Annotated in this window: 31 protein-coding genes and 1 pseudogene; 12 read left to right on the top strand and 20 right to left on the bottom strand. The window is 37.0% G+C overall.

Annotation, left to right across the window (positions count from 1 at the left end):
- Positions 1 to 9: 9 nt before the first annotated feature.
- The 7 genes from AC07WY_RS01370 to ureE form a co-directional block, all read right to left on the bottom strand.
- Positions 10 to 318: an urease subunit beta gene (locus tag AC07WY_RS01370; RefSeq protein ID WP_151801394.1), complete on the bottom strand. Its 309-nt coding sequence runs from the start codon at positions 316 to 318 to the stop codon at positions 10 to 12.
- Positions 319 to 348: 30 nt separating this feature from the next.
- Complete coding sequence (gene ureA / locus AC07WY_RS01365) at positions 349 to 651, bottom strand: urease subunit gamma (RefSeq protein ID WP_004720298.1); 303 nt, start codon at positions 649 to 651, stop codon at positions 349 to 351.
- Between the two features lie 100 nt (positions 652 to 751).
- Positions 752 to 1,621, bottom strand: coding sequence for an urease accessory protein UreD (locus tag AC07WY_RS01360; protein ID WP_494735540.1), 870 nt, complete (start codon positions 1,619 to 1,621; stop codon positions 752 to 754).
- A 43-nt stretch (positions 1,622 to 1,664) separates the two neighbouring features.
- Positions 1,665 to 2,231: a HupE/UreJ family protein gene (locus AC07WY_RS01355; RefSeq protein ID WP_494735539.1), complete on the bottom strand. Its 567-nt coding sequence runs from the start codon at positions 2,229 to 2,231 to the stop codon at positions 1,665 to 1,667.
- 59 nt (positions 2,232 to 2,290) lie between these two features.
- On the bottom strand, positions 2,291 to 2,905 hold the full coding sequence (ureG, locus tag AC07WY_RS01350) for an urease accessory protein UreG (protein ID WP_004720292.1): 615 nt from the start codon (positions 2,903 to 2,905) through the stop codon (positions 2,291 to 2,293).
- A 58-nt stretch (positions 2,906 to 2,963) separates the two neighbouring features.
- Positions 2,964 to 3,629 carry an urease accessory protein UreF gene (locus tag AC07WY_RS01345; RefSeq protein WP_494735538.1) on the bottom strand — a complete coding sequence of 222 codons (666 nt, stop codon included), beginning with the start codon at positions 3,627 to 3,629 and terminating at the stop codon, positions 2,964 to 2,966.
- Positions 3,616 to 4,098 (bottom strand): urease accessory protein UreE, encoded by a 483-nt coding sequence (gene ureE / locus AC07WY_RS01340; RefSeq protein ID WP_004821691.1) that lies wholly within the window; start codon positions 4,096 to 4,098, stop codon positions 3,616 to 3,618. Before ureE ends, AC07WY_RS01345 begins: the two co-directional genes overlap by 14 nt.
- A gap of 371 nt (positions 4,099 to 4,469) precedes the next feature.
- On the opposite strand from ureE, the gene AC07WY_RS01335 reads away from it, so the two are divergent.
- Complete coding sequence (locus AC07WY_RS01335; protein ID WP_004720286.1) at positions 4,470 to 4,931, top strand: universal stress protein; 462 nt, start codon at positions 4,470 to 4,472, stop codon at positions 4,929 to 4,931.
- 34 nt (positions 4,932 to 4,965) lie between these two features.
- Positions 4,966 to 5,409, top strand: a complete 444-nt coding sequence (locus AC07WY_RS01330) for a universal stress protein (RefSeq protein WP_262086116.1) — start codon at positions 4,966 to 4,968, stop codon at positions 5,407 to 5,409.
- A gap of 143 nt (positions 5,410 to 5,552) precedes the next feature.
- Here the strand turns inward: AC07WY_RS01330 and AC07WY_RS01325 are convergent, their stop codons facing one another.
- The gene (locus AC07WY_RS01325) at positions 5,553 to 5,783 is read right to left on the bottom strand and encodes a hypothetical protein (protein ID WP_034616591.1); all 231 of its coding nucleotides are present in this window, start codon (positions 5,781 to 5,783) and stop codon (positions 5,553 to 5,555) included.
- Positions 5,784 to 6,248: 465 nt separating this feature from the next.
- On the opposite strand from AC07WY_RS01325, the gene AC07WY_RS01320 reads away from it, so the two are divergent.
- Together AC07WY_RS01320 and AC07WY_RS01315 are read left to right on the top strand one after the other, a co-directional pair.
- Positions 6,249 to 6,728 carry a CinA family protein gene (locus tag AC07WY_RS01320; RefSeq protein ID WP_494735537.1) on the top strand — a complete coding sequence of 160 codons (480 nt, stop codon included), beginning with the start codon at positions 6,249 to 6,251 and terminating at the stop codon, positions 6,726 to 6,728.
- A gap of 129 nt (positions 6,729 to 6,857) precedes the next feature.
- A complete protein-coding gene (locus AC07WY_RS01315) occupies positions 6,858 to 7,331 on the top strand; it encodes a hypothetical protein (RefSeq protein WP_004821699.1) in 474 nt (157 codons plus the stop codon).
- 194 nt (positions 7,332 to 7,525) lie between these two features.
- Here the strand turns inward: AC07WY_RS01315 and aroC are convergent, their stop codons facing one another.
- The 3 genes from aroC to AC07WY_RS01300 form a co-directional block, all read right to left on the bottom strand.
- Positions 7,526 to 8,620 (bottom strand): chorismate synthase, encoded by a 1,095-nt coding sequence (gene aroC / locus AC07WY_RS01310; RefSeq protein ID WP_004720277.1) that lies wholly within the window; start codon positions 8,618 to 8,620, stop codon positions 7,526 to 7,528.
- A gap of 12 nt (positions 8,621 to 8,632) precedes the next feature.
- Positions 8,633 to 9,643 carry a 50S ribosomal protein L3 N(5)-glutamine methyltransferase gene (gene prmB, locus AC07WY_RS01305; RefSeq protein ID WP_004720275.1) on the bottom strand — a complete coding sequence of 337 codons (1,011 nt, stop codon included), beginning with the start codon at positions 9,641 to 9,643 and terminating at the stop codon, positions 8,633 to 8,635.
- A 114-nt stretch (positions 9,644 to 9,757) separates the two neighbouring features.
- A complete protein-coding gene (locus AC07WY_RS01300; RefSeq protein WP_494735536.1) occupies positions 9,758 to 10,141 on the bottom strand; it encodes a lysozyme inhibitor LprI family protein in 384 nt (127 codons plus the stop codon).
- A 369-nt stretch (positions 10,142 to 10,510) separates the two neighbouring features.
- Here AC07WY_RS01300 and AC07WY_RS01295 point away from each other — a divergent pair, with 369 nt between their 5' ends.
- From AC07WY_RS01295 to gcvH, 8 genes are all read left to right on the top strand, one after another.
- Positions 10,511 to 10,816, top strand: a complete 306-nt coding sequence (locus tag AC07WY_RS01295) for a hypothetical protein (protein ID WP_262086121.1) — start codon at positions 10,511 to 10,513, stop codon at positions 10,814 to 10,816.
- A gap of 151 nt (positions 10,817 to 10,967) precedes the next feature.
- The gene (locus tag AC07WY_RS01290; RefSeq protein WP_004720267.1) at positions 10,968 to 12,341 is read left to right on the top strand and encodes an ABC1 kinase family protein; all 1,374 of its coding nucleotides are present in this window, start codon (positions 10,968 to 10,970) and stop codon (positions 12,339 to 12,341) included.
- Between the two features lie 258 nt (positions 12,342 to 12,599).
- Positions 12,600 to 13,886 (top strand): acyl-CoA dehydrogenase family protein, encoded by a 1,287-nt coding sequence (locus tag AC07WY_RS01285; RefSeq protein ID WP_262087482.1) that lies wholly within the window; start codon positions 12,600 to 12,602, stop codon positions 13,884 to 13,886.
- Positions 13,887 to 13,910: 24 nt separating this feature from the next.
- Positions 13,911 to 15,110, top strand: coding sequence for an acyl-CoA dehydrogenase family protein (locus tag AC07WY_RS01280; protein ID WP_004720264.1), 1,200 nt, complete (start codon positions 13,911 to 13,913; stop codon positions 15,108 to 15,110).
- 136 nt (positions 15,111 to 15,246) lie between these two features.
- Positions 15,247 to 15,735: a GNAT family N-acetyltransferase gene (locus AC07WY_RS01275; protein WP_096734191.1), complete on the top strand. Its 489-nt coding sequence runs from the start codon at positions 15,247 to 15,249 to the stop codon at positions 15,733 to 15,735.
- 256 nt (positions 15,736 to 15,991) lie between these two features.
- On the top strand, positions 15,992 to 16,441 hold the full coding sequence (locus AC07WY_RS01270; protein WP_262086123.1) for a MaoC family dehydratase: 450 nt from the start codon (positions 15,992 to 15,994) through the stop codon (positions 16,439 to 16,441).
- 93 nt (positions 16,442 to 16,534) lie between these two features.
- Entirely contained in the window at positions 16,535 to 17,566 is a 1,032-nt protein-coding gene (locus AC07WY_RS01265) for an AraC family transcriptional regulator (RefSeq protein ID WP_004720255.1), read from the top strand.
- Positions 17,567 to 17,683: 117 nt separating this feature from the next.
- A complete protein-coding gene (gcvH, locus tag AC07WY_RS01260; RefSeq protein WP_004720254.1) occupies positions 17,684 to 18,058 on the top strand; it encodes a glycine cleavage system protein GcvH in 375 nt (124 codons plus the stop codon).
- Positions 18,059 to 18,135: 77 nt separating this feature from the next.
- On the opposite strand, the gene AC07WY_RS01255 is transcribed toward gcvH, so the two are convergent.
- The 9 genes and pseudogenes from AC07WY_RS01255 to AC07WY_RS01215 form a co-directional block, all read right to left on the bottom strand.
- Complete coding sequence (locus AC07WY_RS01255; protein WP_494735535.1) at positions 18,136 to 18,471, bottom strand: hypothetical protein; 336 nt, start codon at positions 18,469 to 18,471, stop codon at positions 18,136 to 18,138.
- Between the two features lie 121 nt (positions 18,472 to 18,592).
- Complete coding sequence (locus AC07WY_RS01250) at positions 18,593 to 18,829, bottom strand: hypothetical protein (protein WP_419336527.1); 237 nt, start codon at positions 18,827 to 18,829, stop codon at positions 18,593 to 18,595.
- A complete protein-coding gene (locus AC07WY_RS01245; RefSeq protein WP_419336528.1) occupies positions 18,826 to 19,170 on the bottom strand; it encodes a DUF4951 domain-containing protein in 345 nt (114 codons plus the stop codon). Before AC07WY_RS01245 ends, AC07WY_RS01250 begins: the two co-directional genes overlap by 4 nt.
- 203 nt (positions 19,171 to 19,373) lie before the next feature.
- Positions 19,374 to 19,589, bottom strand: a pseudogene (locus AC07WY_RS01240) (RHS repeat-associated core domain-containing protein); the annotation flags it as partial.
- A gap of 103 nt (positions 19,590 to 19,692) precedes the next feature.
- Positions 19,693 to 20,748 (bottom strand): 3-deoxy-7-phosphoheptulonate synthase, encoded by a 1,056-nt coding sequence (locus tag AC07WY_RS01235; RefSeq protein WP_494735534.1) that lies wholly within the window; start codon positions 20,746 to 20,748, stop codon positions 19,693 to 19,695.
- Between the two features lie 494 nt (positions 20,749 to 21,242).
- Entirely contained in the window at positions 21,243 to 23,351 is a 2,109-nt protein-coding gene (locus tag AC07WY_RS01230; RefSeq protein ID WP_494735533.1) for a sensor domain-containing protein, read from the bottom strand.
- 534 nt (positions 23,352 to 23,885) lie between these two features.
- On the bottom strand, positions 23,886 to 24,752 hold the full coding sequence (locus AC07WY_RS01225) for an MBL fold metallo-hydrolase (RefSeq protein ID WP_494735532.1): 867 nt from the start codon (positions 24,750 to 24,752) through the stop codon (positions 23,886 to 23,888).
- Between the two features lie 6 nt (positions 24,753 to 24,758).
- A complete protein-coding gene (locus tag AC07WY_RS01220; RefSeq protein WP_239045569.1) occupies positions 24,759 to 25,169 on the bottom strand; it encodes a DUF6691 family protein in 411 nt (136 codons plus the stop codon).
- A 2-nt stretch (positions 25,170 to 25,171) separates the two neighbouring features.
- Positions 25,172 to 25,588 carry a YeeE/YedE family protein gene (locus AC07WY_RS01215; protein WP_262086127.1) on the bottom strand — a complete coding sequence of 139 codons (417 nt, stop codon included), beginning with the start codon at positions 25,586 to 25,588 and terminating at the stop codon, positions 25,172 to 25,174.
- Positions 25,589 to 25,628 lie beyond the last annotated feature (40 nt).

The raw sequence follows: 25,628 nt of genomic DNA, 5'->3' as shown, positions 1-25,628 counted from the left end.
ATTATCCTTTTAGTCCAACTTACCCATCACACGCCCTGCGAAACCATAGACTTCACGTTTTCCGACCAGTGCAACGATTTCTACATCACGTCGCTGTCCCGGTTCAAACCGAACCGCTGTACCAGCCGCAATATTTAAACGAAAACCTTTGGCACGTTCACGATCAAATTGCAAAGCATCGTTGGCTTCATAAAAATGAAAATGTGAACCCACTTGAATTGGCCGATCACCTATATTTGACACTGAAATTTTCAGTACTTCACGACCAACATTCATTTCAATATCACAATCAGGTGTAATAATTTCGCCAGGGATCATATGCTTATCCTAATTTTGAAGAAGTGTTCTCTATACAATCGGTTGATGGACTGTGACGAGCTTCGAGCCATCTGGAAAAGTAGCCTCTACCTGCACTTCGGCAATCATCTCAGGCACACCCTCCATCACATCATCACGACTGAGTAAAGTGGTACCAAAATGCATCAACTCACTGACAGTCATTCCATCTCGTGCACCTTCAAGCAATGCTGCAGAAATAAATGCAATAGATTCAGGATAATTGAGTTTTAATCCACGTGCTTTGCGACGTTCTGCAACTAAACCCGCTGTAAAAATCAGCAGTTTATCTTTTTCAGTAGGATTGAGTTCCATATGTATTTCCTAAAGTTCTCACATTTTTTTATGCAAAATATGTGCTCAGTTTTAAATTAAACACGCAGATTTTGTTTCTAAAAGGTGATCTTTAAATGAATCAAGTTCGCCAAATGCGTGGAAATGCTTCATCCAAATCAAACCAATATCGCCTTAATCTGGCGCGAATTGCTGCAAAAGCATCATGACAATGTCGAACATCATCGCCTAAAAAACGTGCATTGATGACATCACCCAATAAAGTTAACCTTACAGGCATATCCATTCGCATCATCAACTCACGAATTAAATCGATATGTGCCTCTAAATAAATGTTTGCTCGGAATTTTTCAGGAGGAACTGCCCATAAACTCCCCATAACGGCATGATTATTCATTCCTAAACAAGAACTTAGCCAACGATCATTGCCTTTAAAACTCAATGTGTCTGCCAGCAGTAATTGCTGATTTCGCCATAATTTAAAATGACTGTGATAAGCACCAGATTGAAATTTTTCATCTCGAGCTTGACGACCAATTACCAACATATCCCAACCGATAAAGCTTGCTGTTTGATCAAGCTGAATCAATGTTTCTGAGTGGGCATTGGCACCATCAAATAACATGGTTTCTTGAGGAAGCCATTCAAACACAGCATTGTGTTTAACTAAGATATGGATATGTTGATAAGCTTGTTTGCCATTGGTCCGATACCATTTACCAGCACCTGGGGTTGTGACTAAGGCATGGGCAGCAGCATCTACACTGATCTCAAATGTTAAATGATCACCGCCTGCAATACCCGCAGGCGGATGGACAATAATCGCATGACAAATTCCAGTTTTTTCTGGCCACAGCATCTTTTGCACACGCACAGGTCCAAAATGTCTACGATGCGCCAATACCGTTCGCTCAGTTTGCGCCTGAAAACCCAATTCGAGTTTGGCATACCAAAGGCGCTGATCAGGAAGATGTTCTACTAAACTTATCATGACCGCCTTTATAAATTGATATCCGCAATTAAGCGCTTAAACATTAAGCCAAACCAATAACGGCAACGATTGCAGCCAAAGTACCAATAATTTTCTTGCCATATGGAACGTACTTTTTGATAAAAGCACCAATGCCTAATCCACCCGCATAGATCAATGCCATTGCTGTCACCATACCTAAAATCAGTAAGCTGGCATGACCTGATTGGCCTAATTCAGCACCATGTGCAACGCCGTGAAAACTTGCCAATAGAACTGCTGCGATAGGTAAAACTTGATTTGTTTTTGTCCAAAGTGCAACAGCCAATAAAATCAATGACGCAATGATGCCGTACTCAGCAACTGGTGATGGAATAAATCCTTCGCTACCGATCATAAAGCCAATCACCATCGCTAAAGCTAACCCAATCAAGCCGAAAAGCTTCCAGCGTTGATTTGCCGTCCACATCAATACACCAAATGCGACTGCCATCATCAAATGATCTAAACCTGTAAATGGGTGAATAAAGCCTGCCCAAAAACCGCTATGGTGATCATGTCCAGGATGAGCCAAAGCCAATACAGGTAAATATGCAGCACAAGCCATCAGACTGTGTCTTAAAAAACGCATTCGAATTCTCCTTTGATTATTTTCAATTCAAATAGTTACAATTATTTTTAATATCGCGACTAAGCCTTAAATAAACCTTGTTTTTCAATAAATTCAATGATTTGCTTTAAACCATCTTGAGTTTTCATATTTGAAAATAAAAAAGGTTTGTCACCGCGCATGCGTTTTGCATCTTGATCCATCACATCGAGATTTGCACCGACCATTGGGGCTAAATCTGTTTTGTTAATAATCAATAAATCCGACTTGGTAATGCCGGGACCACCTTTACGTGGGATCTTTTCACCACCCGCAACATCAATCACATAAAGGGTTAAATCAGATAATTCGGGACTAAAGGTAGCGGCTAGATTATCTCCACCACTTTCGATAATAATCAGCTCTAAACCATCAAATTTTTCACAAAGATCATCGATTGCAGCCAAGTTAATTGAAGCATCTTCACGAATTGCAGTATGTGGACAACCACCTGTCTCAACACCAACAATACGTTCTGGTGACATCGCTTCATGACGAGTTAAAAAATTAGAATCTTCTTTGGTATAGATATCGTTGGTCACAACCGCCATATTATATTTGTTGCGTAAAGCAAGGCATAAATTCAGGGTTAATGCTGTTTTACCTGAACCAACAGGACCACCTATTCCAACACGTAAAGGGCTACGTTCTGTCATCATTTTTTCCTTTTCTATGCTTCATTCTCAATAAAAAATAGCGAATGAAACGTGTCATTTATGATCTGAATAATCGTGAATATAAAGTTTCATGCGACATACTTAATATCGCATAATTGGGCAAGGCACTACTTAACTCATCATCTTCTAAGGCTAAGGCACGCACTACCGCTTGAGGAATTAAGCCATGTAACTGCCACAAAATTCTTTGACCACTCATTTGCCCTAAAGGGACAGTTTTAACCGCACCTAGCACTTGGTTTTCTAAAACAGTAAAGCTATATGCTGTCAGGACATCCACCAGATTAAGTTTTAATGTCCCACATAAATGTGCGTAAACAGGGACAAAACCAAACTGCTTTTTAATCTCAGGTTGCTGTTTTAAAACATCACGAATCCAAGCATTCAAAGAAAATGCCAACTGCTGAGATTCAGCCCGTAATTCTTTCGACTCACGGCTCGCTTTATAAAAGTTAGCCCAATTTAAAAATTCAGCTTCGTCTAAATAATGTTGCATCAGACGTTTTAAAACGGGGAGTTCAAACCTAACCAGCAACATTTCCAGTACTTCTTCAAAATAAGCAATACTGCTTGCTTCATCATGAATCAAGCCTTGATCAATCGCACTTTCCACCCCTTGCGAATAACAATATGCACCTATAGGTAAAGCTGTCGATGACAGGGTCAATAGACTTAATAGTTGCGATGCATTAGTGATGGACATGATGTAAAGCCTTAATCGGGCTTAAACGATGATCATGCTGATGTTGTGCATATGCACCACTTTCAGGTTCAAATGGATGTTCAACTTCATCTACTGTCAGCCCTAAACCTTGGATCATTTCTGCAAGGACATGATCAGGTTCAAAATAAAGTGCTGTTGGAGTAAGCATTAACGGAACATGGCGATTTCCCAGATGATATGCAGCTTTAAGTAAATCAAAACTATGCAGTGCCGAAACTTGCATTAATTTTTCAGCTTTGGCATCTACACGTAACACTTCACCTTGTTCAGTTGCAATATAAGAACCACTACGCAAAATGCCTGTACGTGGTAAATCCGCACCAATATCGTGCCCATTATTTAAAGTTGCACGAAAACGGCTCTTTTGCCGAGTATCAAAAGTCAATTCAATACTTTCAGCCTCAATGTTTGACTCTATATGGTCTAGACGTTGCGTATAAATTTTCATATTGATCCACTTTTCTATGGCACTTGATTTAAAATGTTCCAAATTGATGCCAAAATTTTATTCATAAATATCGGTTTGCATTAAATTAAAGCATTTATCATGCCAGTTTTTAGAATCGTAAGAATTCAAACTGCATCTTATTTAGAACGCCAGCCTAAAACCTGAGATCAAATTTACAGGAGCGAGATTTCAATAAAAAATCAGAACAATTAAACGTTACAAAATAAAACCATAATAAAATTATGTGTATTTCACAAAAGCTTGAAATAACACACTTTTGATCAACTAAAATTCTCATGGACAATTTGCGACTAACAGCGCAATGTGTTATCAATGAATAAATAATCAGACAAAAAAGGGAGAAACTTATAATGGCTTATCAACACATCCTTCTTGCTGTAGATGACTCTCCTATTTCTTATGCTGCACTTGAACATGCAGAAAAACTTGCACTTGCTTTTAACTGTAAAATTACTGTGATGAGTGTGATCGCAGTTGATCCTTTTAAAGGCGTCGATTTTTATAAAATAGCGCCTGCTGTAACTCAATATTTATTTGAAGCTGAAAAAAATGCTTTAGCACGTTTAAAAGATATTCAAGAAACTTTAGTTCACCATGGTGTAACAACAGTAGATACCAAAGTGGTACGTGAAGTGCCTCCTGCTACTGGAATTTTAGATGTTGCAGATGAACTCAATGTGGACCTTATTGTAATGGGTTCTCATGGACGTACTGGTCTGAAGAAATTCTTCTTAGGGAGCGTTGCACAAGAAGTGTTGTCGATTTCTCCACTGCCTGTGTTGATTATTAAATCTACCCAAGAAGAAGCTTAATTTTATTTGAAATGTTAATTAAAAAGGTGTGATTATGACTTATCAAAATATTCTTGTCCCAGTTGACGGTTCTGACATTTCTTTTTCTGCATTAAAACATGCTGCTGCGATTGCCAAAGCCTTTGGCAGCAAAGTCACTGCGATCAGTGTCGTTGCTGAAGACCCTTTTGCTGCTGCTGATTTTTACTATTCGCCAGATATGTTAAAAGATTACATTCAAGAAGCAATTAAAAATGCGGAAGAAGGTTTGGGCAAAGCCAAACAATTGGCTGAACAGCAAGGTGTTCAAATTGATACACAAGTCGTGAGAGACTCGGTTGCAGCTGAAACCATCATTAAAACTGCTGAATCATTACATACAGATTTAATTATCATGGGATCGCATGGTCGCAAAGGCTTCCAAAAGTTTTTCTTAGGCAGTTTTGCGCAAGATGTACTGGGTCAAACCAAACTTCCTGTATTGATTGTTAAACAGTGATTGATTAGGGTCTATTAACCGTTCATAAATGATTTGCGTTGTAGATGAATTGTCAAACGCCCCTAAAAACCAAATAAATAAAACCCAGTTTAGCTGGGTTTTATTTATGCAATGTCCATATCAAAGATAACTTGGGGAAACTATTAAACCGCGATAACTTTGACTAAAATGGTTTGAGATTCTTCAAAATCATCAAAAATTTGCTTACGGCTAAGTTCTTTGGACTTTACTTTAAAATTATGATTTTGATAGTGGATGACCTCAGGTATTTGATCAAAATAATTTCCTTCGGCTTCAATACTTTCTTCAAATAAGGCTGTGCCAAGCTGATATTCTCTACTTTTTAAGACAACATACTTAACAGTCGTTTTCATCATTCGCACTCCATTTTCATATGCACTTTATTTTTATTTATATCACTTTTTGACGCGTTTGAAATATAAAAATTCATCATATTGCATAGTAATTCTACAATTGGCCCAAAAAAGGAAAACCCACCTGTTGAGAAGTGGGTTGACTGCATATTTACAGACTTTACGCTGATTATTCTTTTAACTTTCTGTGATTGTTATTTGATGCTTATTCTTGGTTTTTGTTGTTTTGTGCCGTCATTATGGCAAATAAATATGACAAGCTTATTTCAACTCAGCGCTCTTTTGATTTATTTTGTCTTTAATAAACCATACAAGCTAATATTATGATTTATATATAAAAATATCCGAAAAACAATTAAGTTCATGGTTCAAAATGCTTATTTTTTGTTTGGTTTTCTTGCAAATTCCCTCAATTCACTTATAGTTAAATTATTGAATATAAATAATTAATTTAGAGTCATACCAATGCTTTTAAAACAATGTTGTGATCTGCTTGAAAGAAAGAATTTAACAGTCGCATTTATTGAAAGTGCAAGTTCTGGTTATTTATCCAGTCAATTTTCGATCTATAAAAACAGTGGTGCAGATATTTTATTAGGCGGTTTAGTCAGTTACGACCCCTCTATTAAAATTTCAATTTTACAAGTTGATCCATCCCTCATCAAAAAATATAGCGCTGAATCAGTTGAAGTGACTAAAGCAATGGCAATTCAAGGGAAAAAGCTCTTTAGCGCTGCAGATATCATTGTCAGTTGTACGGGCTTACTTAAACCTGGTGGGAGTGCTAGTATTGAAAAACCAGAAGGTACTTTCTTTATCTCAATCTATTATCAAAACACGTTGTCGAATTTTAAATATTTTATTGAAGGTGAGCCGTTGACTCGTTTAAATCAATTAACTGAAAATGTAGCAAAGGAAATATTAAAAATCTTAAATTTTGTTTAAGATTTATGCTATGCCTTAACTGAAATACAAATTACTGAAATATTTAATTCACTTTTTAACTAAAAAGCGGTAAATTTTACATAGATTATCAACATATCAATAACACAAATGAACTTATTAGGAAGCGGTATGAAACTTCAATTTGCGGTAATTTCTTCTTTAGCATGTTTAACTTTGGCGGGTTGTGCTGGCTCTTATCCAGAAAGAGTTGTTACAAAAGGCCCTTTAATCTGTGAAGCAAATGAAGTTTGCCCTGAACTTTCTATGCGTTGGAAAGATGAAGTCCGTGATGGCTTTAAAATCACAGCAGAAATTAACAATCCAACAAAATATGATATTACCCAATTTGTCTTCTTAGTGGATGGTCAGCCATATACATATTCAACCATTAACACGACACAATACGCGGGTACAGTTTCATCAAACTCGATTAATGTTCCAGTCAGTTTTCTTAACTCATTCCGTAATGGTAAAGAAATCTCACTTAAATTGGTAACCAACCAGGGTGATGTTGAACGTTCAATCTTAAAGGCAGATGGTCAACAGTCTTCTGCGTATCTCACTTTCTTAAAGGGTTATACAGGTCAAATTGTTACTCAATAAGACTGAGCAGTATAGATATAAAAAACCAGACAAAATGTCTGGTTTTTTTAACTTAAAATAATGAGCTAAGCCCATTAAGCTAAATTTGTTGAGCAATAACTCTATTAAGTAAAAAAACAAATCATTTGAAATTTACTATAATAATTAAAGGTATTTCAAAACTAAAATACCCTCTCTTATCTCAAATATATTTGCTATTTAGGTTCAATTGGGGCAAATGGTGCAACCACATCCGCATTTTGTGCACGATGACGCATAAAATGATCCATCAATACAATGGCAAGCATGGCTTCAGCAATAGGTGTCGCACGCACGCCCACACAAGGATCGTGACGACCTTTGGTGAGTACATCTGTATCTTCACGATCTAGATTAATGGTTTTCCCTGGTGTAGTAATACTTGCGGTTGGTTTTAACGCAATCGCTACACGGATGGTTTGGCCTGAAGAAATACCACCAAGAATACCACCAGCATGATTGGCTAAAAACCCATCTGTGCTAAGTTCATCACGGGTTTCATGACCAAATTGTTCTGCAACTGCAAAACCATCACCAATTTCAACACCTTTCACCGCATTGATTGACATCATGGCATGGGCAATATCAGCATCTAAACGATCAAATACGGGTTCACCCCAACCTACAGGTACTTTTTCTGCAAGGATCTCAAGCTTTGCACCACAACTGGTCCCCTGTTCACGCAATGATGTTACCAGCGCTTCAAAACGTGGAACAGCATTGACATCACCACAGAAGAACGGATTATTCGGAACTTCATTCCAATCTAAAGCTTGTGCTTTTTCTGTACCAATTTGCGTCACATGCCCACGAATCACAATCGCAAATTTCTCAAAAAGAAATTTCTTTGCAATCGCACCCGCTGCCACACGCATCGCCGTTTCACGTGCACTTGAACGACCACCACCACGATAATCACGGAAACCATACTTTTGTGTATAGGTGTAATCTGCATGGCCTGGACGGAAAGTTTGCGCAATATTGCCATAATCTTTAGATTTTTGATCTGTATTACGGATCAATAAACCAATTGAAGTTCCTGTCGTTTTACCTTCAAAAACTCCAGAAATGATCTCAACCTCATCTGGCTCTTTACGCTGAGTGGCAAACTTAGAAGTGCCCGGTTTACGACGATCTAAATCAATTTGTAAATCTTCAGCAGATAATTCAAGACCCGGTGGCACACCATCAACAATTGCCATCAAGCCTACGCCGTGAGATTCACCACAAGTCGTTACACGGAAGAGTTGTCCAATACTGTTACCTGCCATGCTTACGACTCCTTAAGCTTGAATAGATTGAATAAATAAATCACGGAATGTACGACATTGTTCAGCAGTCAAAGCAAAAATACCTGTACCGCCTTTTTGGAACTGTAACCAGTAAAAATCAATGGTATTAAAATTCTGTTTCATTGCCCATTCTGAGTTACCTACTTCAATCACGATTAAACCGTCTTCAGTTAAATAATCAGCAGCTTGAGCCAACATTTTTCGAACTAAATCCAAACCATCTTGACCAGCAGCTAAAGCAAGTTCAGGTTCATGATGGAATTCATCTGGTAGATCAGCCATATCTTCGGCATCCACATACGGTGGATTTGAAACGATTAAATCATATTGATTTTCAGCTGGAATTTTGGCAAACAAATCTGACTCAAGCAAAGCCACCTGATATTGCTTATTGTGATGCTCTGCATTAATAGAAGCCACTTCTAATGCTTCTTTAGAAATATCAGTCGCATCTACTTCTGAATCAGGGAATGCATATGCCAACGCGATCGCAATACAACCTGAACCCGTACACATATCTAAGATACGCTGTGGTGTTTTTGGATTTGGGTTTTCAGGTAAATTATTCACGCCTGCACGCGTTTGTCCATTTTCATCTAAACAATAAGGTGCAAAACGGTTTTCGATCAATTCAGCAATCGGTGAACGAGGAATTAACACACGCTCATCAACATAGAATGGCTTACCAAAGAAATAAGACAGGTTAAGTAAATAAGAGGTTGGAATTCTTTCATTTACACGACGTTCGAGTAGATTTAAAAACTCAGCTTTTTCACTTGGCAATAATTTTGAATCTAAAATTTCAGCATCCGCCTTCCATTCCAAAGAAAGCGTTTGTAAAACCAAGGCAGAACTTTCTGCGAAATAATCTTCTGTACCTTGACCCAAATGTGCATCGTATTGACGTAAAGCTGTAACCCCAAAACGAATAAAATCACGAATTGTTGATAGGTTTTCAGCAGCTTCCTGTAAATGTTCAGGGCTAATAGTCGGTCGATCCACTTAAGGTTTCTCCAAGGTCATATTTTTAAACGCCTTATGATACCTTGTTTTGCATGACATTTATAATGCTTTACGACAATTTACTTAGCAATTATTTTATAGCGCAATAAAGCACTATAAACGATAGCTTTGTTTCTCTAACATATTGGCTCTATTGACTGTTTGTTTGAGGGCACAATTGTAATACTTCATTTTATAATCATCAGAAACTGATTTATTCGACTCATCACACTGCTGGTCTCGAAGTTTAAACCATTGTTTCTGATATTTCTTTTGAGCTTTCTGTTGCTTGTGTGTATACAGATCCAGCGTCTGTTTAAATAATGATTTCAAACGATCATCCTGCTTACTCAACTCTGTTTTCATACAGCTGGCAAGTGTTGCCGAGCTTGAACCTGCCGAATTCATACAGCTTAAATAGTCTGAGCTATAACCGATCGCCTGTGTGTGCATCGGCAATAATATAACTAAACTGATACCCCAATACTTTAAATACATTCAATTCCCCTATCCCAAAATCATTATTTTAATTCAAAAACTTTTAATCCAAAGAACTCAGGCACTGATTAGCAACAATCCCCTCTGCAAAAGAGTGTAAAAGATTTGAAACTAAATACAATCATTGTAGATTAATTATTGTTAAAACTTGATTTAAAACAATCAACTTTGTTTCACCATGTCACTCGTTTTTTAGATTTATTTTCAAGCCTATTGTTGTATATTTTTAAAACAAATCAATCTGCTTGGTTATAAAATATAAACTTATTTGTGGCAAAATTGCTGAGATTGAGCGCTTAACTTGAAATTGGGTCATTTCACCTTTATATATACAACAAGTTTTTAAATATTTCTGAATTTAGTCAATTTATGAGCTACAAACATAATAACCTCATGGCGATGCGTCAGTCATGGTGGGATGATGAATCCACTCCAAATGTCAAAATTGAAAAGCAGTTTTTTCAACAAACCCTCTCTGAGCAAGGTGTTTACGAAGCGCCTTCTCTAGACGATGTAAAATATTTTTTCTTTAGCTTGCCCAGCATTATCATTGTTAAAGGCTATGCACTTGGTTTTACTAATCAAAGCGTTAAAGATCTGATCATCAATTACATTGCTTCAAATAAGCAAGGTTTAATACTCCGCAAAGAGCTTAAAATCCAATTTAGAATGTAAATTTTAATATTGCTTAGGCTATTTTGATGGAATTAATTTAATTCCCCCATTCAGCGAATTGAACTGTTTAAATACAGTCATTCCATGTAATATTCCTTACAATTAGTCATCTTTTTATCTTTTCGAATCTCTTATAAAGGATTTTATCTTCATGTCAGATCAGAACGAAAAGCTCAAACAGTTAAAAACCTCATCAATGGATCGTCGCTTATCAATTGCAAAAGCATCATTATTGGCAGGTACACGCTGGGCAGCTTCAAGTGCGAGTTCAATCTTTTCAAGTGAAGAAGAAAAAGAAAAAAAACGTAAACAAGCTATGAAAGAACAAGCCAATTACCTTGTTCAAGAAATTGGCAAGCTAAAAGGCTCAATTGTTAAAATCGGTCAAATGATGGCGCTTTATGGCGAGCATTTTTTACCTGAAGAAATTACTCAAGCATTAAACACTCTCAATAATCAAACAGTTGCCCTTGCATGGCCTGCGATTAAAGAGCAATTGGTCAGCCAATTAGGTTCAAAACTCAACGATCTCACCATTGATCATGAGCCGATTGGTACCGCTTCTCTGGCTCAGGTTCACCGCGCAACACGTAAGTCAGATGGATTAGAGTTGGTTCTTAAAATCCAATATCCAGGTGTAGCCGACGCCATAGACTCAGATATGAGCCTATTTCGAAATATGCTTAAATTAACACGTATGGTGCCACAAACCCGTGAGTTCGATCAGTGGTTTGATGAAGTGCGTGAAATGATGCATCGTGAAGTTGATTATAAAGTTGAAGCGGCAACAACCCGTCGTTTTGGCCAGCGACTTAAAGAAGATCCACGTTATGGCGTGCCACAAATTATTGATGACTATTGTACCAATCAAGTCTTGTGCATGACCTTTGAACGTGGTGTACCTATCAACAGTCCTGTCATGCTGTCTTTACCGCAAGAACGACGTAATCTTTTAGGTGAAGCATCACTTGAAATCGCAGTTCGTGAATTGTTTGAGTGGGGAGAAATGCAAACCGACCCGAACTTTGGTAATTACCTTGTTCGTTTGGGCAATGGTGAAGAGATAAAAGATAAAATTATTTTGTTAGATTTTGGCGCTATACGTCAATTCGATGACCAATTACTTCGCGTAGCTTGTAATTTAATCAAAGCGGGTTATAACCACGATGCTGAAGCAATGGTCAATGCGATGTCGGGCTATGAGTTCTTTGATGCAATGCCTTTAAGCATTAAACCCGATATGGCAAAAGTATTTTTATTGGCAACAGAAGCATTTAGTACACCTTTAAATAACCCAGATTTACCCGCAGGTGTGATGGATCAACATAACCGCTATGACTGGAAAAAAAGCCAGCTACATAGCCGTGTGATGCAACGTGCTTCAAAATCAATGGCTTCACGTTACTTCAGTATTCCACCAAAAGAATTTATGTTTATCAGTCGTAAATTTATTGGTGCTTATACATTTATGACGGTGATTGAAGCAAAGACCAATGTACGTAAAATGATTGTACCTTTTGTTTAATCTTTTTAGTTTTCATACACGTTAGACGAGATTGTAAACGTTTTTAAAATGTCACTTTTACCAATACCCAACAAATGTTGGGTTTTTTTATTTTTAAATAAACAATAAAAATCAAAATATTAATAACAAATATCTCATTCACTCTACCACTCATCTAAGGTCAATCACTTTGTCAGCTTTGACATAGTTTTTTATTTTTATGCATGTCAGGATTGTTGTATACCGACACTAAAATACAGGGACTTCGGCATGACCAATATGGTAAATAAAGCTCAAGGTTTGGGTTTAAATCTAATTACAAAAATTGCAGGTAGTGATTTACTTGATCAGTTTAAATTGCGCAAATTTATCGAAAGATCACTTTATCAAGGTTCTAAAGCCGGTTTTAAAACCTTAAGTGCAACACAAAAAGCATTTAAATCGGATTCAAATGTAACCAAACAACGTCTACCCAATCAGCAAAAGTCCCTATTTGATTTGAGTTTGACTGAAGAGCAGCAAATGACGGTGGATGCTATGGATCAATTTGCGTCTGAAGTACTGTATCAATTGGCCCATCAAGCGGATCACGACGAAAAGTTTCCAGCTGAACTTTGGCAACACAGTACTGATTTAGGACTAAATTACTATGCACTGCCTGAAGCTTTAGGCGGTGTTGCATCTGAAAAAAATATTGTGAGTAATATTTTAATTGCTGAACGCTTGGCTAAAGGTGATTTCTCACTTGCTGCAGGTTTGCTCTCTACTTTTAGTGTCATCAATGCAATCACGCAATGGGGTTCTGAAAAAGTTCAATCTGTTTATTTAGCAAATTTTGCCAATGATACCGATATTCAAGCCACTTTTGCAGTACAAGAAGCAACCCCTGCATTTAATCCCTTACGCTTAAAAACCAAAGCGACTGCCAACAATGGACAATTCAGCATTACTGGAGAAAAAACTTTAGTGCTGTTGGGTGCAACAGCAGATTTATTCCTTGTTAGTGCTGACTTTAAGGGTCAAGCGGACGTTTTCGTTGTAAAGCGAGATCCAAGTATTACAGTGAAAAAATCACCGGCAATGGGTTTAAAAGCAACTGAAACGGTAACTTTGAAGTTTGACAATACCCCTGCCCAACGTCTAGGTGACGACGATTTTAATTACGCTGCATTTTTAGATTTAGGCAATCTAATGTGGTGTGCAATGGCTGTTGGTAGCTGTGAAGCGGTTAAAGATTACAGTATCAAATATGCCAATGAACGTACTGCATTTGGTGAACCTATCTCACACCGTCAAAGTGTGGCATTTATGATCGCAGATATGGCGATTGAAATTGATGCAATGCGTATGCTGATTTTAAATGCTGCCAGTCTTGCAGAAGCAGGACAACCCTTCCATAGAGAAGCGTATTTAGCCCGTCTACTTTGTGCAGAAAAATCTATGAAAATTGGTACAGATGGTGTGCAAATTTTAGGTGGACATGGTTTTACTAAGGAACATCCGGCTGAGCGTTGGTACCGCGACTTACGTGCAACTGCCGTTCTACATTCTGGCTTACACGCTTAACTTAGAAGATAAAGGATAAAAATCATGAATTTACAAAATCCAAAAAAATTCCAAATGCTTTTAGATCAAGCACACGAAACTGCATTGAATGTTTTACGCCCAATTTCTCGTAAATACGACAAAGCAGAACATGCCTATCCTAAAGAACTTGATATGCTGGCTTCTCTACTGGATGGTATGAACGACGGTGGTGATGGGCTCAATGCTGGCGCTGCAATTAATAAACGTGGCGATATCGACAGTAATAATAAAAATGGCACCAATATGTCGACTGCCTTGGGTGTAATCGAAATGTGTTATGGCGATACAGGCCTATTGCTGACCATGCCCCGTCAAGGGCTGGGCAATTCTGCGATTGCGGCAGTCGCCAATGATGAACAGCTTGAGCGTTTTAAGGGGACATGGGCTGCAATGGCCATTACTGAACCTGGTTGTGGTTCTGACTCTGCTGCGATTCGTACAACCGCAACCAAAGATGGTGATGATTACATTCTGAACGGTGAAAAAATATTTGTCACCTCTGGGGAACGTGCTGACTCAGTCGTGGTTTGGGCAACTTTAGATAAGAAATTGGGCCGTGCTGCAATTAAATCTTTTGTTGTGCCTAAAGGTACACCTGGCATGAAAGTTGAACGCCTTGAACATAAACTTGGTATTAAGGCATCCGATACAGCGGCAATTAGTTTTATTGACTGTCGTGTCCCTGGAGCAAACTTACTCGGCAATGCAGAAATTGATGTAGCCAAAGGTTTTGCAGGGGTGATGGAAACCTTTGATAATACCCGTCCACTTGTTGCAGCCATGGCAGTGGGCTGTGCCAAAGCGTCTTTAGAACGGATTAAAGACATCTTTAAAGATGAACTAGATCCCGATTATGCAACTCCATATTTGCAAACATCTAATTTGGCTGCACAAATCTATCGGATGGAGGCAGAATGGGAAGCTGCACGCTTACTCACCATAAAAGCCACATGGATGGCAGATAACAAAAAACCAAACTCTCGTGAGGCCTCTATCGCCAAAGCTAAAGCTGGGCGTATTTGTAATGAAATCACTTTAAAATGTGTAGAGCTGGCTGCCAGTGTGGGTTATAACGAAGATGAATTATTAGAAAAATGGGCGCGTGACTCAAAAATTCTAGATATTTTTGAGGGAACACAACAGATTCAACAGCTGATTATTGCCCGTCGAGAATTGGGTAAATCTTCGAGTGAATTAAAATAGTATTGCAGCAAGACCTGTAAATTTACTTATTTACCACTATTCAAGTGGTAAAGTTTTGATCAGTTGAATTTTTAACTGATCACAAAAGGTAGAATTTTTGTTATAAAAATTCTACCTTTTTTATTTTCATTTACTTATGTACCAAATTAGAACGATACAAATACAAGACAATCCGTCGATCGCACAAGTTATTCGTGAAGTATCTAAAGAATTTGGCTTAGCACCTGAATCAGGCTTTGCTGTAGCCGACCCGATCTTGGATGATTTATATCAGGTATATGCTCAACCCAATGCCCAATATTGGATTATTGAGGATGCAAATGGTCGCGTTGTTGGTGGCGGAGGCCTTTCACCATTACAAGGTGATGCAACTGTTTTAGAGATTCAAAAGATGTATTTTTTGCCTGAACTTCGTGGTTTAGGATTTGCTAAGAAAATTTTAGAAAAGTGTTTTGAATTTGCACAACAACAAGGCTTTCAGTCTTGTTATTTAGAAACCACTCAAGATCTCTGGCAAGCCATTAAACTCTATGAGAAGTTAGGCTTTGAGCATTTATCACAACCTAAAGGTAATACTGGTCATAGTCATGTTTGTGAAGTTTGGATGCTTAAAACATTGCTTTAACGCACCATAAGCTTGTTCAATTCACTTTGGTCGTATTTTCATTACTTTCAGGACATAACACAATGTTATTATGGTCTAAATCACTCGAAATTTTGAGTGATATTTCAATGCGACTTAAAAAAATGGATGATTGGCAAAACAGTCATTGAAATTGCTTAATGGTGATTTACAATGAAAAAGTTTAAATAATTTAATTTTTATGCGTAGAACATCATTATTTATGAGTATTGTGTGAAATTAAGGGAATGTATAAACAATGTTGTATTTGGAAGATTTAAATATTGGTGATCATTTTAAAAGTCGTGAATACGAAATGACTTTGGATGAGGTTTTAGAGTTTGCACATAAGTATGATCCGCAAGTTTTCCATACTGATGCTGAAAAAGCCAAAAATCACCCGATTTTTAAAGGACTTGCTGCAAGTGGATGGCATACCTCAGCGGTCACCATGCGTCTTTGGACTGAATGCTTCCCTGTTGCTTATGGCTTAATTGGTTCAGAATCAAGTTTAAGATGGCCAAAACCCACGCGTGTGGGCGATAAAATACATGTCGATGTCGAAATTGTATCTATCCAGCCGTCTAAAACCAAAAATGATCGCGCAATTGTGACCTATGTAACACAAGCAAAAAATCAAGATGATGATGTATTGCTGATTTCAACCACTAAAATTGTGGTATTTAAGCGCAATTTTGATGCACATTAATCCTAAATTTGTCTTACAATATTTAAGGGTTTTTCCATATCATGACAATATGATTAAACAAGTAAAAACAATGTTCAGAGCAATGGAAAGCACATGAAAACAGTCTCAGCTCGCCAAGATCAGGGAATTCCTGGTGTTTATGGACTATTATTATTAGATATTGTTTCTCGTTGGGGATATAGCGCAGAGACACTTTTCGCACCCTTTAATTTTACCAGCGAGCAGTTAGCAGATCCTGAGTGTCGGATTCCGACACCACTTGCCAATGAATTGATTAAACACGCATTAAAACTTACAGGTGAAAGCACCTTAGGCTTTCATCTTGGTACACAAATGCGTATCTCCATTCATGGCTTTATTGGTTATGCCATCATGACAGCACATGATATTACCGATGCGCTTGTCTTAGCCAACCGTTTTATCCAGTTGCGTATGCCCTTTCTACAATTGTATTTTTCGACTTTTGGTGAAAAAGCCACACTTCAATTGCAATGTGATATCGAAATCGAACCCTTACGCACAGAAATTGTGATGGGGCTAACCTTTGGTATTATGACCATGGCAAAAGCCTTAACTGGTATTGATTATTTGCATGGCGATATCGACTTTGATTTTCCCAAGCCTGATGGTTTTGACAAATATATCGAGAAACTGGCAAAGCAATACAATATGCGTTTTGAACAGCCACATCTCATTGCAAGTTTTGACAAATCCTACTTGGGCTTAAAAATGGTAAATGCTGACCCGATTGCCAGTCAAATTGCGATTAATCAATGTGAAGCAGAACTTTCAGCTTTGGGTGAAAGACGCCGCTTGGCAATGCGTGTACGTGATATCTTGACCCATTCGGAACAGCATTATTTAAGTATTGAAAATGTCGCAGATCGTCTGCATATGTCAGACCGTACATTAAAGCGTCAGTTGGCTGCCGAAGGTACTTCTTTCTCTACACTGGTAGATGAAGTACGTTATCGCCATGCCACATCGTTACTTTCCCGCACTGACTATACACTGGAACAAATTGCAGATGAACTCGGATATAGTGATGTTGCAAACTTTAGTCGTGCATTTAAACGCTGGAGTGGCCGTAGCCCAAGTAGTTGGCGCAAAGACCCATACTTATAATGTGATTTATCACGATTATTTGTTTCGATGAATAAGTTTATCAGTATCTCTGCTTTCTGTTTTGATTAAAAAACCTGTATAACTCGTGCCAAAAATAAATTGATTAATGGAGTCATTATGAATCATCCTTCAGATTTGAAATATGCAGCAACACATGAATGGGTAAAAATTGAAGGTGATCTTGTGATTACTGGTATTTCTGACCATGCTCAAGATGCTTTAGGCGACTTAGTCTACGTTGAAGCGCCTGAAGTAGGTAGCCATGTGGTTGCTGGGGCTCAGGCTGGTGTAGTTGAATCCGTTAAAACAGCATCTGATATTCATGCGCCTGTTTCTGGTGAAGTTGTAGAAGTGAATACTGCCCTTGAAGATGATCCTGATTTTGTGAATGACGACCCGTATGGCAAAGGCTGGATTTATAAAATTAAACCAGACAATATTGCAGATGTTGAAAAGTTACTCAGCAATAGCGAATATGAAGCTGGGCTTTAATTTTTAAATCTATATGCTGGAAAACAAAAAGATCAGATGAGTCTGATCTTTTTGTTGTTTTTAAAATTTGATTAAAATTATTTTTTTAAATCAAGGCGAGTAAGAATAGGTCTACTTTCTCCTATAGTATGGCAACCATTAATCCAACCTTGAATTACAGTTTGGCTATGAAAAGCAGATAAAAGTGCAGCATATACTTCTTTGAATAATGGATGAGTTTTTCTTAATACTACTTGATTTGCTATTTGACATCCCTCACCAGTCGCTACATTAGCTTTCAATTCAATAATTATATCTGTTCCGTTATCATGTACGACTAATCCACTTATTTTTGTGGGTGAGAATGGACTATTTGCAAATACAGAACTACTAAACAGCACACTCAAACCAAATGCAAAAAGTATTTTTTTCATAAGTGATCTCATCTTATTTTCTTAAATCTATTCTTGTTAAGACTGGATATAAACCATTACATCCGTTTACCCAACCACTAATTATTGTTTGTTGGTGAGATGCAATGTTGTAAAATAAAATTTAAAAAATTTTTTCACCATCTTGATATACATCAATTATACTGCCTTCCCATCCATATAAAATTAGCGTCTTTTGAATTGATTCTATCATCAAGCAACCGTGCTCAGAGCCTCCTTCAATTTGAATTTCTACTTTAACTTTCGAATCAATATAAAGTTCTTGCCCCCACGGTTCTATAATTAATTTAATTGCTTCATCAGAAGAATTTTGATATATAATTTTCTGTTTAGATTTCATTTTCTTATATTTTCCATATGTTCGATAATACGATTCATTAGCAGAACTCTGTTTTGAGCAGTAGTATTATGAACATTCCTAAAAAATTCATTAGCATAAAAAGTACGCCATTGACTAGCCATTTGTAGTGTAAGCCCCTGACTTTGCATAACAGCAACTTCAAATTTCGTAATATTTTGAGATCTTATAAGTGCTCCTTCAGGACCTTTTCCCCACTTTATAAAATCGCTACCAAATTTATTTTGAGTTTCAATCCCAGGTGGAAATGAAGGAGTTGGTAATTTCGCGATATTCTTATTAAGCCAAGGCTTAGACAATGGCGTGTAAGTATTGAATGCCATACCTTAAGATCCATAATATTATCATATTGTGGTTTAAATATTAAATCACTTATCCCTGTTAGCCATTTAAATTTTGGAGTTGGTGCTAAAGTAGCAAAATCATTAAGAAAATTCTGACCTAAATAATCAGTAACAGAACCTCCTGATGTAGAGTAAAAACTCATCCCATCTTCAACCCAAACACCATTTTTAACTACAGCAGCTTGTCCTGTCGGATCACTAAATGTATAAGTATCATTCCATCCATATTGATAACGGTTGGTCTGTCCATGACCTTTCATAATAAAAGTCACTGGATCAGGCTGATAAAATCTTCCTAATACAGGGTTATAGTGACGTTGCTTTAAATAAACCAAATCATCAGCATCTTGAACCCCACCAACAAAAGCATTGGGATTCTTTAAATTGCTTGGTTTCTTGTACTTGTCAAAAAAAGACTGTTCAATGACTGCTTATATAGCTACTAGATTAACATATTGCTAATCTAGTACAGCCTTTATAAAAATAAATTACACACTGTATTTACGCCGAAAACGCTAAAGTCTTTTCAGAAAGCTGCTCTGCAACATCCAACAACAATTGCTCCGTTTTATTCCAACCCAAACAACCGTCTGTAACAGACTGACCATAAGTCATATCACAAGAGATTTTTTGATTACCATCCACCAAATGACTTTCTAGCATTACACCACGTACATGGGTTACATGTCTTTCTTCAATGATTTGCTGTAAAACCAACGGTTGCTTTAAAGGATCTTTACTGCTGTTACCGTGACTACAATCAATCACCAATGCGGGTAATTTCCCTTGATGCTGCTGGCGGATCTGTTGGATCGATTCTGCATCATAGTTTGTGCCTTTATTTGAACCACGTAAAATGATGTGTGCTAAAGGATTACCATGACTATGTACAATACAAGGCAATCCCTTTTGACCCATGGCAAGAAACTGATGAGGATGGCTTGCAGATTGAATTGCATCTAAAGCAATTTGAATCGAGCCATCTGTACCATTTTTAAAGCCAATACTAAAAGGCATATGACTTGAAATTTCACGATGAATTTGTGATTCGCTGGTACGTGCACCAATTGCACCCCAAGCCAATAAATCATCAAAATATGCAGTTGCCATAGGGCTTAAAATTTCACTGGCGATTGGCAAGCCTTTTTCAATAATTTGTAAATATAATTGGCGTGATTTTTCTAAACCCAATTGCATATTGGCAGACCCATCTAAATTTGGATCGTATAAAAACCCTTTCCAGCCTACTGTTGTACGTGGCTTTTCAATATATGCACGCATCACTAGAAAGATCTGATCTGACACTTTTTCTTGTAATTGTATTAAGCGATCTGCGTATTCCAATGCGGATTTTTCATCATGAATAGAACATGGGCCAGTAATCACCAACAGGCGATCATCTGTACCATCGAGAATATTTTCAATTGTTTGACGTTGCTCGGCAATTTGTAAAGCGAGCTTATGTTTTAATACAAATTTTTCTTTTAACTCATAAGGCAAACTGAGTTGAGTTTCAATGGTTTGATTTTGTTGTAAAGCAATATTTAGTGCATTCATGATGTATTCCTTTGGACTCTCTAAAGTCCGAACTTTTATTTGAGCGTATGGGATCTATTCAAATGGGCGATCAGGTTTTTCACTTGACCAAAGTAAGTCCAATAAAAGTTGCTAAAGTATACGTAGTTAAATTTCATCATGACATTCTCCAAAATCTTTACACTTAATTGATTCAAAATATTTTTAACATTCAGATATAAAAAAACCTGATCGGTGTTGCCGATCAGGTATTAACTTTGATGGGCAACCAATTCATTGCCCGAACGACTTCAGGCAATTATCTAAAGAATTGCCAGAAATAATAAGAAGTAGCGATTACAGGTTGCTTTTTCATCTTTATGTCGTTCATAAAAATCTATATTGAATTTACAATACCTGTAGTCTGTAGACTTTTCAAGCCCTTTTTTAAAGTTTTTCTATATTTTATGTATGGAATACAAATGATTGAGTAAAGACATAATTTAACCCAATCATTGTTGTTAATCCAAAGCCCCTTACTGCAACATTTCTTGCACTTGTTCAGCACAAATCGCTTGGCTAAATAAGAAACCTTGGCCAAATTTACAGCCCACGGCTCTTAAATTTTCAAGCTGCTGAATCGTTTCAATCCCTTCTGCAATAATATCTAAAGAAAGGATTGGACCTAATTTTGCAATCCCTTCCACGATCGCTTTAATTGACTTTTCTTCATGCATACGATTTACAAAGTTATAGTCAATTTTTAAACTATCTACAGGGTAATCACGAATATGCGCCATCGATGAATGCCCTGTTCCAAAGTCATCTAAGGCAATCCGCACACCTTCTTGTTTAAGTTTTTTTAACGCGCGAATGACATATTCATAGCCACGATCAGCCAAGACATGTTCAGTAATCTCGACTTCAACAAGATGATGTGGAATGGCATACTGGGTTAAGCGCTTTAATAAAATTTCAGCATAATTATCCCTCATAAACTCTACAGGTGAGGCATTGATTGAAATCGGTACAACATTAAAGCCTTGCTTGATCCAATGAGAAATATCTGTAAATATTTTATCGTGCATGGTTTCGCTGATTTTCGTCGCTAACTCAAAATCATTAAATGCTTCAGCAACAGTCGCAGGTAAATAAACATTGCCCTCTACATCTCGCCATCTGAGTAAAGCTTCAAAACCAATAATTGAGCAATCATCCAGTTTCACTTTAGGTTGGTAAAATGGTTCAATTTGATTGTTACGGATAATTTGGCGCGCTGTATTTAATTGCTTGGCTTTACTTTGGGCAATTTCAAACATGTCTACACCAAACATACGAATTCCACCACGACCCCTTTCTTTAAGGTCATTTAAAGCAGCATCTGCACATTTCAACAATCCTGAACCATCTTTGGCATCATGCGGATAAATTGAACCGCCGATACTCATACCACCATTCAGCAATTTACCGCTATAAGTAATAGGCGCATCGAGTTGTTGTAATAATTTTTTGGAAACAGCCTCAATCTGTGCATGACTTTCCACATGGTCAATCACCACCGCAAACTCATCACCCCCAAGTCTTGAGATATAGGCATTCTCATCTAAACAATGCGCAAGGCGTTTAGACAAAACCTTTAATAAATGATCACCAGCAGAATGACCCAAAGTGTCATTAATATGTTTAAAATGATCTAAATCAATCAGTAACAATCCAATTTTGCTTCGATTTTCTCTGGCTTTAGAGATTGATGCCTTTAGCCTTCTTTTAAATGCACGACGATTCATCAAACTCGTCATTTCATCAAATTCACAGATCACTCTGAGTTTTTCTTCGGCAATACGTTGTTTGGTTATATCTCGTGAAACACATAAAATACTGGTGGTTTGACCATTTTCATTGACAACTGGGGTTAAAATATTGTCCCAATACATGGTTAAATTACCAAAGACACTTTTACCTGCAAATCTGGCGTTTTTCCCTTTTGCCGCTTCTTTAATGGCTTTTTTACCCTGTTCACGCACTTCTGGTGGCAATAGTCCGAGCCATTCCATACCAAAAGTTTTTACTTTTTCTTGTCCTAGTAATGCAATACAACCAGATTTGTTCATATGTGACACATAACCATCTGGTGTAATAATTTTGATACAGTCGACACTGACATCAAGCATATCTGTATTGGCTTTTAACGACTCACTGGTTTCACGTAATAACGTTGCACGTTCATGAATATTGGTGCAGGTTATGGTCCAATCAAAAAACTGTTGTTTATAAACCGTACTTTGAGCAATCAGCAAAAACCATTGATAGTCGCCATTCACATGACGGATACGACATTCTTTTTCAAAACGCTGACCAGTTTTCTGCGCGGTTATCCAAATATTATAGATATGTTCTGCATCATCAGGATGTAAGCATTTAATCCAATCGGAATCGCAAATATTATGCGTATCTACACCAATAAATTCTTTTAATGGGGTATTACAATAGCCAATCCCCAATTTTGTCACCCAAATAAGGTGTGGTATCAGATCTAAAGCTTCTTTGACTTCATTCAAAATTTGTGCAGATCGAGGAGTTATAGACTTTGGAAATGAACCCACCTGATTCAAACTCGAATGCAAAGGTAAATAAATGCCTGCCATAAATTAATCCTATCTATCAACGCAAAAATTAAGATAAACCATTGTTCAAACTTATATGTATTTTAAATAACCACAGATTCTTGTATAACCCAAGTGTCGAGTCGTTATTTTTTTAAAAAATCCATGTGATATAAGTCACACTTTAATCAATAAGTTTAAATTGTATACAATAACGTTTATAAAATCTATTCTTTTAAGTTTTTAGGTATGTTTCAAATTTATGACAAACCTATGTTTATTTAAATTATCCTTAAATATCAACCTAATAAATAAATTTTATATTTTGTAATATCAGAAAAAATCCCCCTGTTATGATTTATTCTAAAGAGACTCAATTCTATGATTGAGTTCTGCACTTATTTACAATAATCTTAACAATATTCATAAAAAAATCAATCATTGCGTAATTTTCAAGCAAATTAAAGAAAATTATTTTAAAAAACTAAATAAATAATCATCGTGATTAAATTGCATAATTATTGAACAAAAATTTAAATCATTATCATTTAATAAATACATTTTAATTTAAGCAATTTACCTAAAATAATTTAAAGGTAATTTTAAATAACGAATACCATTTATTTCAGGCTCAGGAAATTGACCTGCATTCATATTGATTTGAATGGCTGGAAGGATCAATTTCGGCATAGCCAATGTAGCATCACGCTGTTCCCGCATCGCAATAAAGGCTTGTTTAGTCACCCCTGTATGGATATGGATGTTTTCTTCACGTTGGGTTTTAATGTCTGTTTGGCAATGATAATCTTGGCGTGATTCAGACAAATAATCATGGCATAAATATAACCGAGTATACTCTGCTAAGTTAAAAATTTTCATCACAGAATCATAAAGTTGTGCCGCACTGCCTTTTGGAAAATCACAACGCGCTGTGCCATAATCAGGCATAAACAAAGTATCACCAACAAAGGCTGCATCACCAATCACATAGGTCAAACAAGCTGGGGTATGGCCAGGCGTAGGGAGATTATATGCCTCTAACTCGCCAATCTTAAAAATCTCATGATCTTTAAATAAATAATCAAAGGAATGCTGTGCTTTTAAAGCCTCATAATCAATATTATAAATTTGACTAAAAATATCTTGAACAGTCACAATTTTTTCACTCATGGCGATTTGACCACCTAATTGTGCTTTTAAGTATTGCGAAGCTGTTAAATGATCTGCATGTACATGTGTTTCAAGAATCCACTGCACTGTAAGGTGATGTTTTTGAATATACTCGATAATATGGTCTGCATGTGTTGTCGATGTTGTTGCAGATGCCGCATCATAATCCAATACACTGTCAATAATGGCACAGTATTGAGTTGCAGGATCAACCACCACATAACTAAAGGTATTACTGGCTTCATCAAAAAAATCTTGTACAAATGGATTCATAAAAAATTATGCTCCTGTCACTTTGCGATGAATCAATACGCCAAACAGCATGGCAACAATAAAATATAGGGCTTGATAATAACCTAAACCAATCAATGTAAATGCTGGTGCTGGACAAATTCCAGCAATTCCCCAACCTATACCAAAAATGAAAGCGCCTGCAATTAACTTTGTATCGAGTTGGGTATTTTTTGGTAATTCGATCACTTCATTAAACACAGTCACAGGATGACGTATCGCTTTTTGAAAAGGAATAAATGCGACTACAATTGCGCCGATCATCACAAAAGCCAGACTTGGATCCCACTGGCCAAATATATCTAGAAAACCGATGACTTTTGCTGGATTCGACATCCCCGAAAGCATTAAACCTACAGAAAATAGCCCGCCAAAGATAAATGCAAAGATATTTTTCATGATTAAGCTCCAATCACATGACGCATCACATACACTGTGATAAATCCAGCCAGCATAAAGGTACAAGTCGCAACAATTGAGCGTTTAGACAAACGACTTATCCCACAAATTCCATGACCACTGGTACAGCCTGATCCTAATCGTGTGCCAAAACCAACCAATAGACCTGCGATGACAAGTAAAATTGGGCTTGTCGTTAGCATCACGATTTCAGGATTAAAAATCACTCTATAGATAAATGGTGTGCTGAATAAGCCCAATAAAAACCACAAAGCGGGTGTTTTAAAAATTCTGTGTGGATTGAGGACTTGTGCAATTAGACCACTTATCCCAGCAACACGACCATTTACAAATAAGTAGCCAACTACAGCCAGCCCAAGTAGGACTCCACCCAAAAAGGCCAGTATAAAATCATGCATTGCTTTAAACCTATACAATATATGTTTTTATAATATATAA

The sequence above is a fragment of the Acinetobacter sp. GW821-FHT01C12 genome (assembly GCF_059422625.1).
This window is presented reverse-complemented; position numbering and strand designations above follow the sequence as displayed.

Excerpts from the sequence above, each read along its gene's own strand:
- AC07WY_RS01315 (WP_004821699.1), top strand. The coding sequence starts at position 6,858 with ATGAAACTTCAATTTGCGGTAATTTCTTCTTTAGCATGTTTAACTTTG.
- AC07WY_RS01280 (WP_004720264.1), top strand. The coding sequence starts at position 13,911 with ATGAATTTACAAAATCCAAAAAAATTCCAAATGCTTTTAGATCAAGCA.
- AC07WY_RS01270 (WP_262086123.1), top strand. The coding sequence starts at position 15,992 with ATGTTGTATTTGGAAGATTTAAATATTGGTGATCATTTTAAAAGTCGT.
- AC07WY_RS01355 (WP_494735539.1), bottom strand. The coding sequence starts at position 2,231 with ATGCGTTTTTTAAGACACAGTCTGATGGCTTGTGCTGCATATTTACCT.
- gcvH (WP_004720254.1), top strand. The coding sequence starts at position 17,684 with ATGAATCATCCTTCAGATTTGAAATATGCAGCAACACATGAATGGGTA.
- ureG (WP_004720292.1), bottom strand. The coding sequence starts at position 2,905 with ATGACAGAACGTAGCCCTTTACGTGTTGGAATAGGTGGTCCTGTTGGT.
- ureE (WP_004821691.1), bottom strand. The coding sequence starts at position 4,098 with ATGAAAATTTATACGCAACGTCTAGACCATATAGAGTCAAACATTGAG.
- AC07WY_RS01250 (WP_419336527.1), bottom strand. The coding sequence starts at position 18,829 with ATGAAATCTAAACAGAAAATTATATATCAAAATTCTTCTGATGAAGCA.
- AC07WY_RS01330 (WP_262086116.1), top strand. The coding sequence starts at position 4,966 with ATGACTTATCAAAATATTCTTGTCCCAGTTGACGGTTCTGACATTTCT.
- aroC (WP_004720277.1), bottom strand. The coding sequence starts at position 8,620 with ATGGCAGGTAACAGTATTGGACAACTCTTCCGTGTAACGACTTGTGGT.
- AC07WY_RS01235 (WP_494735534.1), bottom strand. The coding sequence starts at position 20,748 with ATGAATGCACTAAATATTGCTTTACAACAAAATCAAACCATTGAAACT.
- AC07WY_RS01215 (WP_262086127.1), bottom strand. The coding sequence starts at position 25,588 with ATGCATGATTTTATACTGGCCTTTTTGGGTGGAGTCCTACTTGGGCTG.
- AC07WY_RS01285 (WP_262087482.1), top strand. The coding sequence starts at position 12,600 with ATGGTAAATAAAGCTCAAGGTTTGGGTTTAAATCTAATTACAAAAATT.
- AC07WY_RS01255 (WP_494735535.1), bottom strand. The coding sequence starts at position 18,471 with ATGAAAAAAATACTTTTTGCATTTGGTTTGAGTGTGCTGTTTAGTAGT.
- AC07WY_RS01295 (WP_262086121.1), top strand. The coding sequence starts at position 10,511 with ATGAGCTACAAACATAATAACCTCATGGCGATGCGTCAGTCATGGTGG.
- AC07WY_RS01220 (WP_239045569.1), bottom strand. The coding sequence starts at position 25,169 with ATGAAAAATATCTTTGCATTTATCTTTGGCGGGCTATTTTCTGTAGGT.
- AC07WY_RS01230 (WP_494735533.1), bottom strand. The coding sequence starts at position 23,351 with ATGGCAGGCATTTATTTACCTTTGCATTCGAGTTTGAATCAGGTGGGT.
- AC07WY_RS01290 (WP_004720267.1), top strand. The coding sequence starts at position 10,968 with ATGTCAGATCAGAACGAAAAGCTCAAACAGTTAAAAACCTCATCAATG.
- AC07WY_RS01225 (WP_494735532.1), bottom strand. The coding sequence starts at position 24,752 with ATGAATCCATTTGTACAAGATTTTTTTGATGAAGCCAGTAATACCTTT.
- AC07WY_RS01335 (WP_004720286.1), top strand. The coding sequence starts at position 4,470 with ATGGCTTATCAACACATCCTTCTTGCTGTAGATGACTCTCCTATTTCT.
- AC07WY_RS01325 (WP_034616591.1), bottom strand. The coding sequence starts at position 5,783 with ATGAAAACGACTGTTAAGTATGTTGTCTTAAAAAGTAGAGAATATCAG.
- ureA (WP_004720298.1), bottom strand. The coding sequence starts at position 651 with ATGGAACTCAATCCTACTGAAAAAGATAAACTGCTGATTTTTACAGCG.
- AC07WY_RS01370 (WP_151801394.1), bottom strand. The coding sequence starts at position 318 with ATGATCCCTGGCGAAATTATTACACCTGATTGTGATATTGAAATGAAT.
- AC07WY_RS01320 (WP_494735537.1), top strand. The coding sequence starts at position 6,249 with ATGCTTTTAAAACAATGTTGTGATCTGCTTGAAAGAAAGAATTTAACA.
- AC07WY_RS01265 (WP_004720255.1), top strand. The coding sequence starts at position 16,535 with ATGAAAACAGTCTCAGCTCGCCAAGATCAGGGAATTCCTGGTGTTTAT.
- AC07WY_RS01360 (WP_494735540.1), bottom strand. The coding sequence starts at position 1,621 with ATGATAAGTTTAGTAGAACATCTTCCTGATCAGCGCCTTTGGTATGCC.
- AC07WY_RS01275 (WP_096734191.1), top strand. The coding sequence starts at position 15,247 with ATGTACCAAATTAGAACGATACAAATACAAGACAATCCGTCGATCGCA.
- AC07WY_RS01345 (WP_494735538.1), bottom strand. The coding sequence starts at position 3,629 with ATGTCCATCACTAATGCATCGCAACTATTAAGTCTATTGACCCTGTCA.
- AC07WY_RS01245 (WP_419336528.1), bottom strand. The coding sequence starts at position 19,170 with ATGGCATTCAATACTTACACGCCATTGTCTAAGCCTTGGCTTAATAAG.
- AC07WY_RS01300 (WP_494735536.1), bottom strand. The coding sequence starts at position 10,141 with ATGTATTTAAAGTATTGGGGTATCAGTTTAGTTATATTATTGCCGATG.